This window comes from Sphingobacterium lumbrici, from assembly GCF_006476045.1.
GTDB classification, from domain to species: Bacteria; Bacteroidota; Bacteroidia; order Sphingobacteriales; family Sphingobacteriaceae; genus Sphingobacterium; species Sphingobacterium lumbrici.
Genome location: NZ_SRZY01000023.1, coordinates 510,853 through 530,158, shown reverse-complemented (window position 1 = coordinate 530,158; position 19,306 = coordinate 510,853). Strand labels below are relative to the sequence as shown.

Sequence of the window (19,306 nt, the reverse complement as noted above, 5' to 3'; positions counted from 1 at the left end):
CAATGATGACAAATATAAAATATAAAATGCGCTTTTTGCTTGCAGGACTGGGGTTTCTCACGGTGCTAATAGGTTCCTGTGTAAAAAATACAACGTTGGCCGAAGATCCTTATGCAGGGGGTAAGCAGGTATTAGATATTACCTTTATCTCGAAGTCGACGGATCCGGATATCGTGGCAGCAGGGGCAATATTAAACCTTCAAGTGAAGGGGTTAATGAAATACAAGGACAATTTCAAATTGTATGTTAATGAGATTGAGGCCCAAGTGCTAAATTATTCGGATAGTACTGTCCAATTTGAAGTGCCGTTGACAGCAAGTACAGGTAGTGTCTGGATATCGGCAGAGGGACAGACATTTTTCGGACCTATTGTCAAGATAGGTGGAAAGGTATCTGTCGATGGTACGTTTAAAATTGTAAATGGTGCCGGAAGACTTTCGGCAGGTGGAGCTTCGACGGTGTTTGATGTTGAACAATTGCCTTCCGGAAGATTTTGGGTAGTTGGTGCTTTTAATAATTTTGAACTCCGTGGAACCGAAGCTTTACCTAATGGCGGGATTGCACAATTGGATCCGGATGGAGGCTATATTACAAACGACATTAATTTCGGACAAGGTGTTGTAGGCGGATCGAATACGATTTATTCCATTAATAGAATAAATGTGGGTGAGCAAAATGGGAAGTATATTATTGCAGGTAGTTTTTCTGCATTTAACTCAAAAAATCCGAATCGGCAGACCATAAGCAATATTACAAGATTACTTTTAAATGGTAGTTTGGATACGATAGTGACAGCGGATATTGTAAATCCTAAACCGGAGGAAGTATGGAAAGATAAGGATACGATACCGGCATTTAATGGTGGGGTAGATGGTGTAGTGCGTAAAACATTTATTTTCGGCGAGAAGATCTATATCATTGGTAATTTTCAGCATTACAAGCGGATTTATTACCCGAACTCTACCTATGATGAGAAAGTGTACGATGTAACGCGTATGCTCCAGATGGTGCGGGTGGATATGGATGGTGCAATCGACCACACCTTTCATTATAATGAGGCAACGAAACAAAGTGCAGTCGCCGGCAATGGTGGAATTACCGATGCGGTTATGCAATCGGATGGCAAGCTTATTTTGGTTGGAAACTTTACCAGTTTTAATGGCGTATCGGCAAACAGGATTGTACGACTTAATTTAGACGGTTCAGTAGATCCTACGTTTAATGTAGGAACAGGAGCAGACGGCGATATTATGTCTGTACGCTTTAATGCTACGACGAATAAGTTCGTTGTCAGTGGATTGTTCAAGACTTTCAACGGCAAGGTCTCATCGGGCGTAGCGCTGTTAAATAGCGATGGATCTAACGTGAGTACCTTTCTGGGTGAGGAGATCAGCGGAGGCTCTGTTACGTTTGCGGGCCAGCTCAATAACGGCAAGATTATTGTGGCAGGTGCATTCAATAAGTATGGTGATTACCTAAGGCAGGGTTTTATGATTTTAGAACCGAACGGCGAGTTGGCGGTAGGATATAATAATACAGGAGGCTTTGAAGGCCGCGTGTATGATATGATCGAAACACCTGTAACAGGAGGATCAAGAGTGGTGTTGGTGGGTGATATCTATAGGTTTAATGCAATGTTGCCAAGGAACGTCCTTCGCTTAGTTATTGCAAATTAATAATGGCTTAAATTATCGATTATGATGAAGAATAGAAAAAGAATTTTTGGGATAGGAGGATTCAGCTTTTTAGTGTGTTTCATGCTCACGCTGATGAACACAAGCTGTAATCAGGAGTTTATAAATGTATTGCCTGAATCTTTCAAAAATGACACCCTGGGTGTGGGAGATGGTTCTAAAAGAGTGCTATACATTATCTTGGATGGCGTTAAAGGGTCGGTTGTACAGAGTGTAGCCCCGGCCAATCTGACAGAGATGACGGGCAAGGCAATATATACGTATGATGGTCTTACCGATAATCATTGGAACGCTTTAACGCAGGCTGGAGCATGGACGACCATGTTGACAGGGGTTGATTATACGAAAAGCCATGTTGTTACTGAAGATTTTGCAGGTTTCGACAATGCCGAAACACCTACCTTGTTTACGCGGTTAAAGAAAGAGCTTACCAAGGCCAGAACGGTTGCTATTACAACCTCTCCGGCTTTTGCGGATAAGCTGGCTACGGATGCGAGTGCGAAGCAGACGCTAAGTGACGATTTGGGGGTAAAGAATGCCGTAGTAAATGAGTTATCCAACGAAGATCCTTCGTTGCTTGTGGCTCAATTTAGCGGTGCAGAATTGGCAGCAGCAAATGATTATTCGGCATCGAATGTGGCTTACACTACAGCGATTACGACGATAGATGGCTATATTGGCGAAATTTTGACAGCCCTGCGGGCCAGAAAGACCTTTAATGGAGAAAATTGGTTGGTTATAGTGGCCTCAAGTAAAGGAGGCGGGCCTTCCGGAGGAGCTGTTGGGTCTAATATTTATGATGACCCTTCCAGAAATATTTTTGTAACCTTTTATAATCCAAAATTTGGCACTATGGAATATAGAAAGCCAGCTATAGATGGTCTACCCTATACAGGCACAGCTCCGAGATTCATCTCCACTGGTACGGGTACATACGGTGTTACTAATGGTATGGCTACCTGTGATGATCCGTTGCTAGGGAACTTTGGTACCTCCGGTGAATTTACGGTGATGTTTAAAATGCGGGATGATAATACTAATATGGGGAATCAAGGTTGGCCGATGTATATGGGAAAGAGGAATGACGTTAGTAGTGCTACGGCGCAAGGAGGATGGGGCTTCCTTCATGGTGGTAACGGTGGAGCCCAATTTGACTGGAGTTCTAGCCCTCGTCCTCAAAACTTCCTTAGCCAAAAAGATGGAAAGTGGCATACTCTGGGTATGGTGATATATATGGATGGAGCAACTCGGAAATGTGCTTTATATGTTGACGGTGTATTGGGTACTGTTACTAGTTCGGGTGCTTCGTCGAACCCGTTTAATCTGCCGGCAGATGCCAGAGCGGATAATGATATCCCTTTGAGATTAGGGATGCGTCAGAACAAGCAAGCAAATCTTTTGTTTAAGGATCTGGTTATTTTGAATGTAGCATTGTCTCCGGCTGATATGGGGCTTTATATGCGTAGAGAATTCGGTCCTACAAATCCGTATTTTGGCAATGCACTTGGTTGGTGGCCGGCAAATGAGACTTCGGGAAATAAAATGTATGATCATTCCGGAAACGAGAAGCATTTTACATTTAGTCCGGCAATACAATTTGCGACGTTTAGCGATTTGACACCAAATATTTCACCTGAAATATCCCCGGCTGCATTTCTCGTGGTGCCCAATGGTGTGGATATTCCTGTTATGATTTACAATTGGATGAATATTTCTGTACCAAAAGAATGGGGATTGATGGGTAAATTTTATAATCCCACTGTTAGCTTACCTAAAGAATAAAAGATATTAAATTATGAAACTTTATCGTTTTACGACCTTAATAATCTGCACCTTGTTACTTGGAGTAACATCGTGCGAGAAATATGGATATAATATTCCGGATGGGTATCCGGATGATTCGGGAAATATTCAGGAAGGGGAAATTGACTCCAACCTGAGATTCATCGACAAATCGATGTATGGAAAGGCTCGGGTTTTCCCTGGTCTGGTTGACCAGACTGAACCTCGGGTACAAAATGCGAAATTTACATTGGATTTAAATTTTACGAATCAGACTGCTCAGAATTTGCGTATTTCCGTAGCCCCTGAACCGCAGTACAGTACAGGCTACTATGCTGCCCCGGGCGAGTTGATTAAGATCGATGTACCAGCAGGTATTGAAGGCTTGACGGTTCAAATTGGAGGACATACCGATAACTTAGGAGGTAAATATCCGTTGCTTCGGGACCCCGTGATCTATATGCGCCAGCGCTTGTACGCAGGTACTAACTATGTGCGCAACTTGTATGGTGGAACGATTTATATTCGTGCAAACAGAGCATATACCACACCTGTAGAATTTACCATCACAAATGCGTGTGTTTCTCCGGATTTTATTTTAGGTGAAACGAATGATGCCGACTGGGTGGCGAAGGTAAAGGCTTCGCATGTGCCATGGTTAGAATTGCGGACCAAAAGAGTGGTTTTTCTGATCCCAAGAGATCGGGTGATAAATACCTTCACCTCAGCAGAGCCTTTTACAAATCCTACAGCGGTACTGACCAGGTGGAATGATGTTTTTGATTTGGATTTCAATGGTTGGATGGGATTGTCTGATGATGCGGAAGATGAGCGGGACAGGAGTCCGCAAGGTGCTTGGAGAGGGGTTTTGGATATCCAGTTATCTTTGGGATATGGACATAGTGGATTTCCTTTTGTGGGTTTAAACGATACGGAATGGTTTAAAGGGATGACCAGCTTGAATGCGATATCAACGAGTAGAGGCATGTGGGGTTCATATCATGAATTCGGACATAATTGTCAGCAGGGAAGTGTGTGGAGCTGGAGTACCCTAGGTGAAACAACGAACAACTTATTTAATTTTAAGGTAGCAAACCGTATTGGAGCTGATTATAGGGATCTTCACTCGGCAGTAAACAGAGGATTTCCGGAAGCAATTGCCTATGCAAGTGCGGCCGGAACGGCCAAGAATTTTAATGCTGATGCTGCGATGAGTGATCCTTTTAAACGTATGACCCCGTTTATACAGATTTTTGAGCTTTATGGTTACGAAGCGATGACACACCTCTATAAAGAGGCACGCCATGCCGAGCGGTTAAATCCTAGCGATATTACAAAGCAGAATTGGGTTTATGAGAAGCTCTCAGACTATACACAAACGGATCTTTCTCCATTTTTTGATGCTTGGGGAATTCAATATAGCCCCGCGGTAAGTGATCGGGTGTTTGAGAAGTGGCCGCTATTGACCAAACAGATCTGGACATATAATCCACTGACTAAAACCGGAGGTACAGCTAATATTGTGTATACAACGAGTATGGTATATGTTTCTTGTCCGGCTCAAGAGGGATCATTTGCGAATATGGTTGATAACAATCCTACTACTTTCTATCATTCTAAATATAGTAATATTGGACCGACTGAGTCTTATCCTTTCACGTTTGTACTTTCGACAGGCTCTAAATTGCCTATCCCGATTAAAGGGATGTTTTTCAATGCGAGACCGGTTATTGGCACTAATAATAATAGAGCAGGGGATGGAAAAGATATTGAAATTTACTATAGTAATGACTATACTAATGACAACGACGATAGCAACGATACATTCACACTCATTGGAACGTCTACACTTCCAAATAATGCCGATCGATTTGAATATATCTTCCCTGACGGTAATGTTAGCGCAAAATATTTCAAAGTAGTGGTGAAAAATGGCTACTCGACTAACCCGTACGTGGTGTTTGGAGAAATGAATTTAATTAAACCATAGGCGATGACTATTAAGATTTTTGGATTCAAAATCGAGATGTAATTGTAAAAACTGATATAAATGAATATGCATTTTAAATATTTTAAAGCGTTTTGTCTCTTAATGGCAGGCGTTATACTGGCATCGGGCTGTAAACAATACGACAACCCCCCTCCTGTATTTGAAGAGCTTAAGGATATGACCGCTTTGCCACGGAAGGTTTTGGTGATTAGTATAGACGGGTTAACCGGGACTGAGTTGGAAAAGGTAGCACCAACAAATATTGCTACTTTGCAAAAGAACGGGAAATATTCCTATAATACATTAAAGGGGGCTTCTGATGCAGGCGGATGGGTTTCCATGTTGACCGGAACAGGGTTTGCCAAACATCAAATAAGTAGTGATAATTTTGAACGTACACAGGAATCAGATAATCAGCATGGCGAGATTAAATCCTATAGAAACGTGCTTGACTATGTTACCCAGTACAAATCGGTAAAAACCGCAATGGTAACACCGTGGGAAACTTTAAGAAACTATGTTCGGAATGCAGACTATACTCCGCAAGTGGAGACGGATTTGAGTGTTAAAGATAGTACCGTAGCGCTATTGGGATCCGTTCAAAGCCTGGGAACAATTTTTGTGAATTTCAGAGATGTGCTGGAGGCAGGAAAGAACGGTGGATACCTGGCTTCTAATACGGCGTATAAGAATGCAATTGTTAAATCGGATGAATATATAGGTAATATATTGACCGCGGTAAGAGCTCGAACTAACTATGAGAAAGAAGACTGGTTGATTATCGTAACAACAAATCATGGGGGTAGTAAAGAGGATCCCGTCAACGGATTCACTTTGGTGTATCATCCTGATTTTAAAGAGTTTGAATTGAAAAAAACGGGTTTCAATGGAATATTGTTCAACCCGTCTACCGTACATGCAGAGGTGCATGATGATCATGGGTTGTATGATGCCGGTGCAACGAAAGATTTTACAGTACAAATGGATGTGAAATTCAATGTCGCTACGCAATATCCGGGATTTTTGTCAAAGAGTACAGCGATGTCTGGAGGAACGTTCACAGGCTGGCTTTGGATGCAGAGTGTTGGTACTGCTGGAGTTGGTAACTGGGGAATAGTCTTTGGAGGAACTCAAAATGGCGGATCAGGTAAAAACCAGATTTCTAACGCTAATGGTACTATGCCTATAAGCGATGGAAAGTGGCATACATTGACGATGACCGTGAAAACAACAGGTGGAGCTACGCCCACGGCACGGACAATGACTGCCTTTATTGACGGGGTACAGACGGTTACGGGAAACTTGTTGAACAACAGGAGCTTAACGGTAGAGGAAGGTCTGCGGGTAGGCTACAGAAATGTTGACAATGGGGGTACAGGCTTGAGCACCTATTCGGCTAATCTTGCCTACTTCGATAAAGCGCTGGATGCAAGCACGATAGCGAACACGCACGGTTTGAAAGATATCACCCAACATCCGGATTATGCGAATCTGATTGGGTTCTGGCCGATGGACGATGGGACTGAGGGTATTTGTTTTAACAAAGCACCCGGAGGGTATAATATGCAGCTGGCAGGACCGTATAGTTGGAAGAATTTAGCTGATTTTTATCCTCCAGGTACATATCCGGAACCCGTAACGTCTAGCTTATCTATTCCGACAACGAATAGTGATATTGCCGCATTGATATTGTACTGGATGAATATTGAAATTCTCTCAGACTTCGGCTTTGATGGAAAACCTTATTTGACAAATTTTGAGTTAGAGTTTTTGAAAGAGTAGCCGCGGTTAAAAAAGGGCACTTTCAGTCTGATTATAATGGATATTATGAACCCCCGAAATAGAATTTTTCTTCTATATTCGGGGGTTTATTTGTTAAGAGCCTTCTTACTCTTCTGTATAAAAGTCAATTAAACTTTCTACATATTCCGATTCCCAGCCTTCTACGATTTCGGTATATGCATCTTCGGGGATATTGATATGGTTTACTTCAAAGGATGTCCCCTTCTTATGTTCATGCAGTTTTATGGTCACGATAGAGGGCTCTTCCTGCTCGCCAAAATACCATTGCTGCACGATCTTTTTACCGGGATCCAGTTCGAGGAAGCGCCCCGTGATAGCACCATCCCATAAGGAAAATTCTCCTCCAACCTGTGGGTCTATTTCTACCGTATCTCCTGTCCAAAGACGAATAGTAATCTCGGTCGTGAGGGCAAGGTAAATCTCCGCAGGACTAGCCGGAATAACAAAGTATTGCTTGAAATTCTTCATAGACAAACTTAGCCAAAATTTTCACTTTTCACTTTTGATTTTTTACTTTTATGCAATGAGTAATAAGTTGCCTAATGAGTTAGTCCGTCGTTTAAGTGCAGATAAAAGCTTTGATACCGAAGCTTTCGTTACGATTCATGAGACCACGCAAAAATCAAATTCTATTCGTATCAATCCGGCGAAGAAGGCCGATATAACACATCTAAAGATCGACAAGCAGGTGCCCTGGTGTAATGAAGGGTATTACTTGAGCGAGCGACCGATATATACGCTTGATCCCTTGTTTCACGCGGGCTGCTACTACGTGCAAGAGGCGAGCTCCATGTTTTTGACACATGCTATCCACGAACTGGGTCTGCATCAGTCGCCGACAAAGGCTTTGGATTTATGTGCAGCTCCCGGTGGTAAGTCTACTTTGCTGAATGCTGCTCTTCATCCGGAGAGCTTATTAGTCGCAAATGAAATTATTAAATCGCGGGTCACTATTCTAGCCGACAACCTGATGAAATGGGGCAATCCGAATGTTGTAGTGACCAATAATGATCCTTCTGCGTTTAATCGATTACCAGGATATTTTGATCTCATGGTTGTAGATGCCCCCTGCTCCGGATCGGGGATGTTCAGAAAGGACAGTACAGCGATAGACGAGTGGTCGGAAGCAAATGTCAAATTGTGCAGCGAACGGCAGCGGCGCATTTTAGCGGCCAGTATGGCTTCTTTAAAGACAAATGGTTATTTATTTTACTCCACCTGTTCATACTCGACAGAAGAGAACGAAGATATAGTGGATTGGCTGATTGCCGAATTTGACATGATTAGTGTTCCGCTTAAAATTAAGGACGAATGGCAAATAGCGGAGACGATATCGGCAAAACACCATGCCAGGTCTTTTCGGTTCTATCCGCACAAAATAGAAGGTGAAGGTTTTTTCTTTGCCGTGTTACAGAAAAGAAAAATACAGGATACTTTCTCGATGAAAGGGATAAAATCCGAGAAATCGGATGTACCACGGCATATTCTCCAAAAATGGCTTCGAAATGACAACGAGCTATTTGTGTTTGCGCACCAGGATAATATCCATATCCTGCCTAGTCGCTATGAGCTGGATTTAAAAGCACTTCGAAATGTATTATACTTCAGGAACGTGGGAACTCAAATTGGAAAGGTTGCGGGAAAGGAATTGATCCCATCGCATGATTTGGCCCTTAGTAATTATATATTAGCGGAAATCCCTTTTTTGGAACTTGATTTGGAGGATGTATTGAATTTCCTGCGGAAAGAGGTGTTGTCGGTAGAACTAAATACAACAGGTAAAGTCGGTTGGATACTGATTAAGTATAAAGGAATGAATCTGGGCTGGATTAAGGCGATGCCCAATCGTATCAATAATTATTACCCAAAGGAAATACGGATCGTAAACCTATAGGGTTGCGTGATACTCGATTATACGTGTACAAATATCTTTTGCGACGTCTTCTTTTGATTTTAGGTCGTAGGTATGGATATCGCCTGCCCGATTGATGATGGTGACCTTATTGGTGTCTGTCGCAAAGCCGGCACCGCTATCCTGCATGGAGTTTAACACGATAAGATCCAGATTTTTGCGGTGTAATTTATCAATTGCATTTTCGAGTTCGTTATTCGTTTCGAGTGCAAATCCCACCAACGTTTGATCCTCTCTCTTTTCTTTACCCAACGTAGCAAGGATGTCTGTTGTTTTTTTCAACGCAATGCTAAGGTCTTCGGTCTTTTTCTTAATTTTTTGATCGGCTACTTCTGTTGGTGTGTAATCGGCTACTGCGGCACTCATTACGATAATGTCGGCTTGTTGAAATACCGCTTTACAGGCATCGAACATCTGTGCGGCAGATTGTACGGCTACCGCTGTTACTCGATGTGGTGTTTTCAGGGCTGTGGGGCCGCTTACTAGCGTTACATCAGCACCTAGCTGTTCTAATCTGCTGGCGATTGCATATCCCATTTTGCCACTGGAGTGATTACCGATAAATCGTACGGGATCAATGGCTTCGTGGGTAGGGCCGGCTGTTACCAGGGCCCGTTTGCCTTTTAAGGGTAGAGGTCTGGCGGCATGTTCTACTAAAAAAGATAGTATATCTTCGGGTTCAGCGAGGCGGCCTTCTCCAATTAATCCACTGGCCAGTTCTCCATTTCCCGGAGGGATAATGATATTGCCATAAGATTCCAGAAGAGCGATATTACGCTGGGTAGAAGCATGTTTCCACATATCCAAATCCATTGCCGGAGCTAAGTATACAGGGCATTTGGCGGAGAGATAGATTGCCATCAGTAGATTGTCGCAGAGTCCATTGGCCATCTTTCCGATGGTATTCGCTGAGGCGGGTGCTATGATAACCAGATCGGACTGTAATCCCAAATGTACATGGTTATTCCATTCCCCTGTTTTGGGGTTGAAATAATCTACTAAAACGGGATTATTGGAAAGGGTAGAAAGTGTTAGGGGCGTAATAAATTGCGTAGCATCAGGGGTCATGACCACCTGTACATGGGCTTCGGCTTTTACGAGGAGTCGTATTAGGGAAGCTGTTTTGTATGCGGCAATACTACCGCATACACCTAGCAAAATATTTTTGTCTTTTAAAGACATCGTGCCCGTTGCTTATTCTTGTTCTTTAGCCGGGTTTCTGAAATACACTTTGTCGTTCAAAAACTCATCGATAGCGATTAAAGAGGGTTTTGGTAAACGCTCGTAATGTTTCGAGATTTCGATTTGCTCACGATTTTCAAATACCTCCTCTAAGTTGTCATTGCTACTTGCAAATTCAGCTAACTTTGATGTCAACTCTTCTTTGACTTCTACCCCAATTTGATTTGCTCTTTTACTGATTACTACGATAGACTCATAGAGGTTATCAGTCGTTTTATCCAACTCTCTTAAATCTCTTGTGACAGTAGAATTAGCAATGGCGTTGTTCTTTAATTGACTCATATTGTTATATATTATGAAAATTCTTATTAATTAGTCGTACTGTTCGCTTCTGAAAGTTCTTGTACCGGTGTGATTCCAAGTTCTTTTTCACGCTCTTCGATCTGTTTGTTTATTTCGTCCAATCTACGGATAGCGAGTATAATCTTTTTGTCTGCACTTGCTTTTAATCCGTTCAATTCAGATCTGTATTTGCTCTCCGGATAATTGTTGATGAATGAATTGTAATAATCTATTGCCTCGTTAAAACGTTTCTCCTGACGATTAGGATAGCTGTTGTCCGCAAATAGATACTGCGATTTCATCATTAAATATTCGATTTCCTCCGCATATTTGGTGTCTGGAAATTCTTTTAAAACATTCTCTAACGCAATTACCGCTGCACGGTAATCGTCTGCTAAGCCCATGTTAAAATATAGTTTAGCATTATCAAATGCCTTTCTCTCTAATTTATCCCGTAGATTCTGAATCAAATCACCCGCTTCTTTTGCTTTCTCGGCTTCCGGATATCTAAATATGAAGAGCTGTAATTCGTCTATAGCTTTTCGCGTATTCTCTTGATCTAAATTTGACCGCGGAGATTCTATATAGTAACAGTAGGCAGACATGAATAGACATTCTTCTGCTCTTTCGCTACCCGGATAGGTTTCGGCGAATTGCTTAAAGTGAAAACGGGCAGCGGGATAATCCTTCAGTCTGTAGTTTGTATAAGCCATGAAATAATACAAATCCTCCGCTTCGGCACGTCCGCGATACTTTTGCCTCAAATCGTCAAATAGGGCTAAAGCCTTTGAATATTTCTCCTTTTCATATAATTTAACGGCTTCTTGGTACTTCATCACAATATTGTTGCTATTGCGCAATTTTTCGAATTTACTTTTACAGCCGGTAAAAAAGAAAATGATGACCAGAAAGGCAGTTAATATTCCTATTCGCTTATTTAAAAACATTTTACAAAGATACGTCAATTAACAATAATATTCAATTAATTTTTGAAGCGCAATTTACTTGATTTTAATGGATTACTATTGGCCCTGTTATGGAGTTTAACAAAGTTTAACCAATTGTTCGCTATATGTGAATAGCGGCAAGTACGTCAGAGCGAGGAATGCGACGTGGCCGTCTTTCGCTAATACGCTAAATAAGATCGCCACACCTTCGTGCCTCAGGTTCGCGATGACGTTGGTGTTACTATCGCAACCAAAATGTCATGTTTTTCAGACATTGTCCCGTTTGCGAATACAAAGTATTTTATCTAAGTTTACACCTAATAAAAGTAATTGGAACAAGAATGACCTTAACAGAACGAGTCGAACAAGCATTAGATACGATTAGACCTTATCTCGAAACGGATGGGGGTAATGTCAGTATTGAAGAAATAACAGCAGACAATGTGGTTCGGTTGAAATTATTGGGCGCCTGTGCAAGTTGTTCTATGAGCATTATGACATTCAAGGCTGGTCTTGAGCAGGCGATTAAAAAAGCTGTTCCTGAAATAGTAGCCGTTGAAGCGATTAATATCACGGATATGAATGACCCTAACGCTACTACACCGAATCCATTGTAATAGAATTGTTGTGTATTGATTAACACATTTTAACAACGGTGACAGATTTATTTTCTTTAGTTTTGTTAAGATGCCAAATAGCTTTAGACATATCTTAATCCTTTTCTTGGCGGTGGGCCTGTTTTTAACAGCCCAAGCTCAGGAACGGAAAATATTACAGTTTAGCGGGTTGATTACCTCTGTTGGATCTGAGCTTCCGGTAGCTTATGTGTCCGTCACGAATATCTCTTTTAAAAATCAAGTTTTCGTTTCTAATAATGATGGTTACTTTTCTTTTGTAGCACATATCGGTGATACGATCCGTTTTAGTTCGGTAGGATATGATCCGGTAACGTTTGTTATTCCGGACACTGATTTAGATAAGCACACCGCTCATATTAAGATGCAAAGTCTGGTCATTGAGCTGCCAGCGGTAACACTGTTCCCTTGGGCGAGTTATGAACAGTATGTTTCTGAATTTATGGCATTGAATCTCGGTGATGACAACATTGCTGCGGCACGAAGGAACCTTACGCCTGAAGCGTTGGCGGCTTTGGCAAGGATAGTGCCCCGCAGTGCCGAAGAAATCCAGAGTTATAATTCGCTGCAACGGCACAGTATAATGAATAACAAGAACATCAATCAACGGTTTAATAATCCATTATTGAATCCTTTTGCCTGGGGAGAATTGATCCAGCAGATAAAGAGAGGTGATTGGAGTCGGGAAAAATTGAAATACTAAGTGTTGCCAATTTCTCTTACGCTCAATTTAGAGGAGAAGTAAGATACAATTAACGATAAAGTGGCTACCGTCACAAATACCAGTACAAAATCTTCTGAACGAATATCTACGGGATAGACATCGATTAATGATCCATCCGTTTCTCCGGTGCGCACAAATCCATAGGCTTCCTGTAATTTACAGAATAGATAACCTACTATAATACCTACGACACCACCAATAAGGGAGATAAGGATTCCTTCAATAAAGAATATACGCGCTATCATGGACTGTTCTGCACCTAAGCTTTGAAGCACTTTCATGTCGTCTTTTTTGTCTATCACGAGCATGGTCAATGATCCGACTATGTTGAATATCGCAATGATCCCGATAAATGTAAGGATAAAGAACACAATCCATTTTTCGGACTTTATGGTTTTATATAATGTAGGATTTTGTTCTTCTCTATTCTTTACACTGAAGTCTGTGCCTAAAGTCTGCTGGATTTCATGCTGCACAACGTTCGAATATAGGGAGTCGGACAAAAAGATCTCTACAGCCGTGATTTTATCGGTTTCACCAAGCAAATCGCGCGCAAATGCTAGCGGTACAATCACCAGATTGTCGAATTCGGGCTGATAGGTTAACACACCACTCAGACTGATTTTACGTGAATTGAAATCGTCGAGCGGGTTTACGTTGTGTGCCGAAGTGCCTTTTCGTGGAGAAAATAACTCAATGGTATTGTAGATGCCGGATATGGGCACTTTGAGATTGGCTTGTACCTGTGCCCCGATAAGGGCGTAATATGTGGTGTCTTTCTGAAGGGTGTACTTTCCGGTATGGAGGATGTTTTCTGTTCCTTGTTTGGATAATCCTTCGGGATCCATTCCTTTTAGCTGTCCGATAAACTGTTGATTGTCGTATTGAAGCAATATTTTATCTTCCAGTACTTCGCAGTAACTTTTTATGCGTTGATCGGCTGCTATTTTTTTAAACTCGGGCGTATCGGTAGAAAATACTTTGCCTTTTGTGGGTTCTATCCGGAGCTCGGGCGTGAATGTACTGTACATCGAAAGTATAAAGCTCTCCATTCCATTGTAAAAGGAAAGTACAATAACCAGTGCCGCTGTACTGACAAAAACACCTACTACGCTAATCAACGAAATAATGTTAATGGCATTCACCGATTTCTTCGAGAAAAGATACCTAAAAGCAAACAGCAAAGGAACTCTTATGTGTCTCATCCTCTAATGTATGGATTGGTATTTCGTTCAAATTCAACAGTAGTGGTCGGGCCATGGCCAGGGTATATAAGGGTATCGTTAGGCAGCGTGTAGATCTTGGCAGCGATATTATTTAAGAGTGTATTGTGATCTCCGCCCGGCAGATCGGTACGTCCGATGCTATTTCTAAATAGAACATCTCCGCCGATTAAAAAGCCGAATGCCGCTGAATAGAAGCATAGGTGTGCGGGGGAGTGCCCCGGAGCAAAAATAATCTGCAATTCGTGTTTCCCCAGTTGTATCGTATCCTGTTCTGTCAAAAATGTCTCCGGAATCGGGGAAACCTCGTACCGGATTCCCATCTGAGGGGCATAATTCTGTACGGCCACCAAGACGGGGACTTCGCCTTCGTGGAATTGAGGTTTTAGCCCCCACTCATCAAATACAAACCTGTTGCCCAATACATGGTCTATGTGGCAATGGGTATTTAATAGCAAAATAGGAGAGAGTTTGTGCTCTTCGATAAAAGATTTGATTTTCTGCTCTTCCGTAGGATTGTGCATACCCGGATCGATGATAATACAGTTTTGCTGTTCATCGTGTAGTATATACGTATTCTCCTGATAAGGGTTAAAGACGAAAGTTTCAATTTTTATCATACCTCAAACTTAGATAAATTTAGGGAATTATTTCCACCTAATGGTAGAAATCATATAGCGAATATCTTCTTTAAGAAAATCTAAAACGGGCTGAATGGAATCTAGATGTGGCTTTTCATTAAAGTACAAAGCTCCTCTTAGGTAATGTGTGGTACTGTCGGAGATGTAGAATTGATAGTTGGAAGCTGTATTTCCGCGAATAGCATACTCTATTCCGTAGATCTTATGATCGGGGTTCTGAATACGCTTTTGATCAATGGAAGTTGCTTTGGCGGTGTGTTTAAATACAAATGTACGGGCATCTTCGGTGAGGTAGTCAAATGGTGCCGATGCACTGATGCGGTAATAGCTGAGATGCAGACGCGCATTGAATTGTGGGAAATCCAGGTTTTTCCAACAGTCCTGCGCATTTTGGGAAGGATCTGCCACAAGCCGGGAGTAGCGTGGTATCTCAATATCAAACGGGCATCCTGTCGTGGCTTGCGTATAGGCTCTTTCTGGAAAATCAATCTTAAAAAAGCCCCTGGGTTTTGGGGTGTACGATGTCTGCTGGCAACCGATAAGTACAAGCAGGATGAAAAGAGGTGCAACGCTTATCCGCATGTTATTCTTCATTGTTCCAAATTTCCCAGTTCTTTTCCGCCTGGAGAATCAACATTTCATATCCATTCTTAATCACGGCACCTTTTTCTTTTCCTTTCTGCAGGAAAAGTGTCTCCTCCGGATTGTAGATCAGATCGTACAATAGATGATCCGTTGATAGTTGTTCGTAGTTGATATCAGGAGCATCCTGCACGTGCGGGAAGGTGCCGACTGGTGAACAGTTGATAATGATCTGATAGTTCTTTAAATCAAGTTGTTTTAGCTCCTCGTAGGTCAGGTCGCCATTTTCTTTGGTACGGCTAACGATGTGGTATGGAATGTTTAGTTTCTTTAACGTGTATATTATGGCTTTTGCGGCGCCCCCATTGCCCAGTACAAGTGCCTGCTGATGTATGGGCTTTAGCAGTGGTTTAAGGGATTCTTCGAATCCGAATGCATCGGTATTAAAGCCTTTTAGATAAATGTTGTCTCCGTCTCTCTTAATTTTAATGCAATTGACGGCGTTGATTTCCTGCGCTTCGGCTGAAAGTTCATTGATAAACTGCATTACGTTCAATTTATGGGGAATAGTGACATTAAAGCCATAGAAGCCAATATCATGAAGGTACAGATGTTGGAAGTCCTGAATATCTTCTATGGCATATAGATCGTAATTTATATCTTCAATATGTTCGTTTTCAAATTTTTGGAGATAATATTTTTTAGAAAAGGAATGTCCCAGTGGATATCCAATCAAACCAAGTTTCTTCATTTATCGGATGAATATTTTTTGATGATGTCGACAATTATTTGATTACCCTGTAACTGAGGGAGGTAATCGAATAGGATGTAATGCTTGTCGGGTGATATGGCTAAGCCTAACTCCAGGAAATTAAGGGCATCGTTATATTGACCATTGGCAAAGAGATAAGCCACCAGTCTATAATATAACTCTGCTGACTCGGGATTGCATTTTATGGCCTCCGACATGGTCTCTATCGCTTCCTCATATTTTTTCTGTTCGAAGTAAATGGAAGAAAAATCGAGCCAAGCCTCTATATCGGTGGGGTTTAATTCTACCACTTTGCCATAGGCTGTTTCAGACTCCTCAATCTGTCCTAATTTGTATCGTGCATCGGCTATTGCAAACCAATAATCGGGATTTTCATCGTCTATTTCCAAAGCTTTTTTATAGAAGTGCAGCGATTCAAAATAGCGTTCTTCGAAATCAAGTGTGACACCTATTCCAAACCAGGCATCTGCCATCGTGTTATCTAACTTTACTGCTTTTTTATAATAATCACGAGCGGTATCCATTTGCTCCAGTTTTTCGTAACATTCGCCCATCGCACAATACGTGTCAGCATTGGGTGGTTCATATTCAAAAGTCTGCTTATAGACAAGGATGGCTTCTGAATATTTATCTAGATTTACCAGTGCATTACCTTTGTTAAAGTATGCCGAAGCAAAATTTTCCTTAATTAATATCGCGTAATCATAAGCATCGATCGCTTCTTCAAAGCGGGTTAGCTTATGATAGGCGTTTCCGAGATTATACCAGGCCGCGTAGGAGTAGGGTTCATTGTCGATATATTGTGAATAGAACAGGATACTTTCTTCTTGTTTGTCCAGAATGTCATAACAGAACGCTAATTCATATAGTGCATCTTGGTTTTCCATGTTCATCTCCAGACTCTTTTTTAAAAAAGTAATTGCCTTGTTGTAATCGCCCTGTATCTGGTAAAGACCGGAGAGCTGGTAATATACCTCCTCTTTGTTTTCGGCGTAAGATAGTGCGTACAAAAAGGCATCCTCGGCTTCCTTATAGCTTCCTAAAGAGGCTAGAACGGATCCCTTGATCAGATGGATGTCTCCTTCTGAAGGTTCTAGAAGTTCTGCTTTTTCGAGTGATGCTAAAGCCGCATCAAACTGCTGAATGCTAGCCAGGAGCTGTGCTTTCTTGAGCAAAAAGGAAGTGGCATAAGGGTGTTGGTTAATAGCATAATCTACAACCTGTAAGGCCTTAATGGGGTCATTTTTATCTATATAGTACTCAATAATCCCTTCAAAAGCGGTCGAATCGAAAAAATACTGGTCATCATTACGAATCATTTCTTCATAACGGTCTACAGATTGTTTCTGTTCTTCCGGTGATCCAAATTCAAATTCCTCTTCCATATTATACTATTTAGTGAAAAATACACTTTTCGCTGTAAAGTTACTACAAATTATTTTCCACATCCTAACATAGGAATGTAATAAGAGACAAAGGTTTAATATGAAAAAAGCCGCTACTCAACGAGTAACGGCTTTCTTATGTTAATATTACTTGTATAAAGTAATATTATTTTTTGATTTCAACACGACGGTTTTGAACACGACCTTCTTCAGTTGCATTAGATGCAATTGGATTAGCTTCTCCGTAACCGTTAGCGTTGATGCGTGAAGCAGCTACACCTGCGTTAACTAAGTATTGTTTTACTGCGTTAGCACGGTCTTTAGATAAGTTTAAGTTGTATTCTTCAGTACCTTCTGCAGAAGCGTAACCATCTAACGTAACAGATGAATTAGCATCACGTAATTCTTTAGCTAATTTATCTAAAGTTGAATACGATTCAGTTTTTAATACTGAGCTATCAAATTCGAATTGAATCGGAGCGTAGTAAGCATTTTGTGTAGCTTCTTTTTGTACTACCGGCTCTGGGAATTTGATAGGGCATCCTGAACCATCAACTACAGTACCTGCAGGAGTGTTAGGACATTTGTCAAATTTATCAGATACACCGTCACCATCAGAATCTTTACCTAATTGATCAACAGTACCTTCTAATGTAGAAACACGTTGTTTTAATGCTTCAACTTCATTACGTAATGATGGATCTTTTAATTCATCATATAATGTAGCTACCGGGTTTGTGAATGTTAAGTTTTCTTTATCGCGTGATCCTAAAGTGAATTCTAAACCACCGTATACGTTAGCAAACCTGTCTTTTTTTGATGTGTGAGATCCTCCTTTAGGGCCATATAATAAGGCATCGTCAGTGAAGTTCATCGTGTAGCCTAAATTAAGGGCAACTACTTCAGATAATTTGAACTTTGCACCTACACCTACGGGTACATACGCTGTTAAGCGGAAGTTACGATCTCCAACTGCATCACGATCGCCTAAGATTTCGTCACCCCAGTTACCTTTGTTGTCGAAAACTACAGACGTAAAGTCATTGTTTGCATATTGAACAGGGTTGTAAGCCATAGCTCCCAATCCTAATTTAGCGTAGAAGTTAACGGCATTTTCTCTTCTTAAGAAGTCAATTGTTCCCAATTGGAATACTCCGTTTAAACTACCTGCCCAGTTAACTTCTGTTTTTGCTGAACGAGCTGCAAATGGACCTTCTGTAGCACTAGATAAATCGTGGTTATACGTCTTTATGTGACCACGGTTACCTTCCACTTCGATACCGAATGAATGAGAGAATTGTTTACGGATAGTGATTCCATAATATTCGCCTACTTTGTTTTGAAAGTAACCAACTTTATTGCCAAAAGCATTGTTGCCGCCAATAAGCGCGTTAGGGGTAGTGATACCACCTTGAAGACCGATTGACCAAGTTCTGTATTGTGATCTGCCACCAAATACAGTAGGAGTTTGAGCTTGTGCAGTCTCTGCAAAGCCTAAAGCGGCTACTAAAGATGCTGCAACAGCTGTTTTTTTAATTGTAGAATAGTTCATACTCTTTTGTTTAAAGGTTATTAAAATTTTAATTGTTCTCAATTTAACATAACTTAACAATAACGATGCCAAAAATAATAATGACGCCATATTGTTATACTAAGGTGTTTAATACCAAAATTTTGGCTAAAATTACTGAT

17 protein-coding genes are annotated in these 19,306 nt (G+C 41.2%); 7 read left to right on the top strand and 10 right to left on the bottom strand.

The window, feature by feature from the left end; all coding sequences use genetic code 11:
- The first annotated feature begins 2 nt into the window (after nucleotides 1-2).
- From E4F24_RS07680 to E4F24_RS07665, 4 genes are all read left to right on the top strand, one after another.
- Entirely contained in the window at nucleotides 3-1,676 is a 1,674-nt protein-coding gene (locus tag E4F24_RS07680; protein WP_140938096.1) for a DUF5008 domain-containing protein, read from the top strand.
- Nucleotides 1,677-1,697: 21 nt separating this feature from the next.
- Nucleotides 1,698-3,476 (top strand): DUF4983 domain-containing protein, encoded by a 1,779-nt coding sequence (locus E4F24_RS07675; RefSeq protein ID WP_140938095.1) that lies wholly within the window; start codon nucleotides 1,698-1,700, stop codon nucleotides 3,474-3,476.
- Nucleotides 3,477-3,489: 13 nt separating this feature from the next.
- The gene (locus tag E4F24_RS07670) at nucleotides 3,490-5,466 is read left to right on the top strand and encodes a M60 family metallopeptidase (protein WP_140938094.1); all 1,977 of its coding nucleotides are present in this window, start codon (nucleotides 3,490-3,492) and stop codon (nucleotides 5,464-5,466) included.
- 102 nt (nucleotides 5,467-5,568) lie between these two features.
- Nucleotides 5,569-7,248, top strand: coding sequence for an alkaline phosphatase family protein (locus E4F24_RS07665; RefSeq protein ID WP_181182405.1), 1,680 nt, complete (start codon nucleotides 5,569-5,571; stop codon nucleotides 7,246-7,248).
- Between the two features lie 105 nt (nucleotides 7,249-7,353).
- On the opposite strand, the gene E4F24_RS07660 is transcribed toward E4F24_RS07665, so the two are convergent.
- Complete coding sequence (locus E4F24_RS07660) at nucleotides 7,354-7,737, bottom strand: SRPBCC domain-containing protein (protein WP_140938092.1); 384 nt, start codon at nucleotides 7,735-7,737, stop codon at nucleotides 7,354-7,356.
- A gap of 55 nt (nucleotides 7,738-7,792) precedes the next feature.
- Here E4F24_RS07660 and E4F24_RS07655 point away from each other — a divergent pair, with 55 nt between their 5' ends.
- On the top strand, nucleotides 7,793-9,163 hold the full coding sequence (locus E4F24_RS07655; protein ID WP_140938091.1) for a methyltransferase RsmF C-terminal domain-like protein: 1,371 nt from the start codon (nucleotides 7,793-7,795) through the stop codon (nucleotides 9,161-9,163).
- Here E4F24_RS07655 and coaBC read toward each other — a convergent pair.
- The 3 genes from coaBC to E4F24_RS07640 are packed head-to-tail and all read right to left on the bottom strand — an operon-like array spanning nucleotide 9,158 to nucleotide 11,652.
- Entirely contained in the window at nucleotides 9,158-10,363 is a 1,206-nt protein-coding gene (gene coaBC, locus E4F24_RS07650) for a bifunctional phosphopantothenoylcysteine decarboxylase/phosphopantothenate--cysteine ligase CoaBC (RefSeq protein ID WP_140938090.1), read from the bottom strand. The two genes, E4F24_RS07655 and coaBC, sit on opposite strands and share 6 nt — an antisense overlap.
- Nucleotides 10,364-10,375: 12 nt before the next feature.
- Nucleotides 10,376-10,705, bottom strand: a complete 330-nt coding sequence (locus tag E4F24_RS07645) for a DNA-directed RNA polymerase subunit omega (RefSeq protein WP_140938089.1) — start codon at nucleotides 10,703-10,705, stop codon at nucleotides 10,376-10,378.
- A gap of 26 nt (nucleotides 10,706-10,731) precedes the next feature.
- On the bottom strand, nucleotides 10,732-11,652 hold the full coding sequence (locus E4F24_RS07640) for an outer membrane protein assembly factor BamD (RefSeq protein ID WP_140938088.1): 921 nt from the start codon (nucleotides 11,650-11,652) through the stop codon (nucleotides 10,732-10,734).
- Between the two features lie 341 nt (nucleotides 11,653-11,993).
- Between E4F24_RS07640 and E4F24_RS07635 the strand changes: the two genes are divergently transcribed.
- Both E4F24_RS07635 and E4F24_RS07630 read left to right on the top strand, forming a co-directional pair.
- Nucleotides 11,994-12,269, top strand: a complete 276-nt coding sequence (locus E4F24_RS07635; protein ID WP_140938087.1) for a NifU family protein — start codon at nucleotides 11,994-11,996, stop codon at nucleotides 12,267-12,269.
- 70 nt (nucleotides 12,270-12,339) lie between these two features.
- Entirely contained in the window at nucleotides 12,340-12,990 is a 651-nt protein-coding gene (locus tag E4F24_RS07630; RefSeq protein WP_140938086.1) for a peptidase associated/transthyretin-like domain-containing protein, read from the top strand.
- On the opposite strand, the gene E4F24_RS07625 is transcribed toward E4F24_RS07630, so the two are convergent.
- The 6 genes from E4F24_RS07625 to E4F24_RS07600 form a co-directional block, all read right to left on the bottom strand.
- Nucleotides 12,987-14,216, bottom strand: a complete 1,230-nt coding sequence (locus tag E4F24_RS07625; RefSeq protein ID WP_140938085.1) for an FtsX-like permease family protein — start codon at nucleotides 14,214-14,216, stop codon at nucleotides 12,987-12,989. The genes E4F24_RS07630 and E4F24_RS07625 overlap by 4 nt on opposite strands.
- On the bottom strand, nucleotides 14,213-14,854 hold the full coding sequence (locus E4F24_RS07620) for an MBL fold metallo-hydrolase (RefSeq protein WP_140938084.1): 642 nt from the start codon (nucleotides 14,852-14,854) through the stop codon (nucleotides 14,213-14,215). The genes E4F24_RS07625 and E4F24_RS07620 overlap by 4 nt, the downstream gene beginning before the upstream one ends.
- Nucleotides 14,855-14,881: 27 nt before the next feature.
- Nucleotides 14,882-15,469, bottom strand: coding sequence for a gliding motility lipoprotein GldD (gene gldD, locus E4F24_RS07615; RefSeq protein ID WP_235891173.1), 588 nt, complete (start codon nucleotides 15,467-15,469; stop codon nucleotides 14,882-14,884).
- The gene (locus tag E4F24_RS07610) at nucleotides 15,459-16,208 is read right to left on the bottom strand and encodes a shikimate dehydrogenase family protein (protein ID WP_140938083.1); all 750 of its coding nucleotides are present in this window, start codon (nucleotides 16,206-16,208) and stop codon (nucleotides 15,459-15,461) included. Before E4F24_RS07610 ends, gldD begins: the two co-directional genes overlap by 11 nt.
- Nucleotides 16,205-17,614: a tetratricopeptide repeat protein gene (locus E4F24_RS07605; protein WP_140938082.1), complete on the bottom strand. Its 1,410-nt coding sequence runs from the start codon at nucleotides 17,612-17,614 to the stop codon at nucleotides 16,205-16,207. The genes E4F24_RS07610 and E4F24_RS07605 overlap by 4 nt, the downstream gene beginning before the upstream one ends.
- A gap of 166 nt (nucleotides 17,615-17,780) precedes the next feature.
- A complete protein-coding gene (locus E4F24_RS07600; RefSeq protein WP_140938081.1) occupies nucleotides 17,781-19,166 on the bottom strand; it encodes an OmpA family protein in 1,386 nt (461 codons plus the stop codon).
- Between the last annotated feature and the right edge of the window lie 140 nt (nucleotides 19,167-19,306).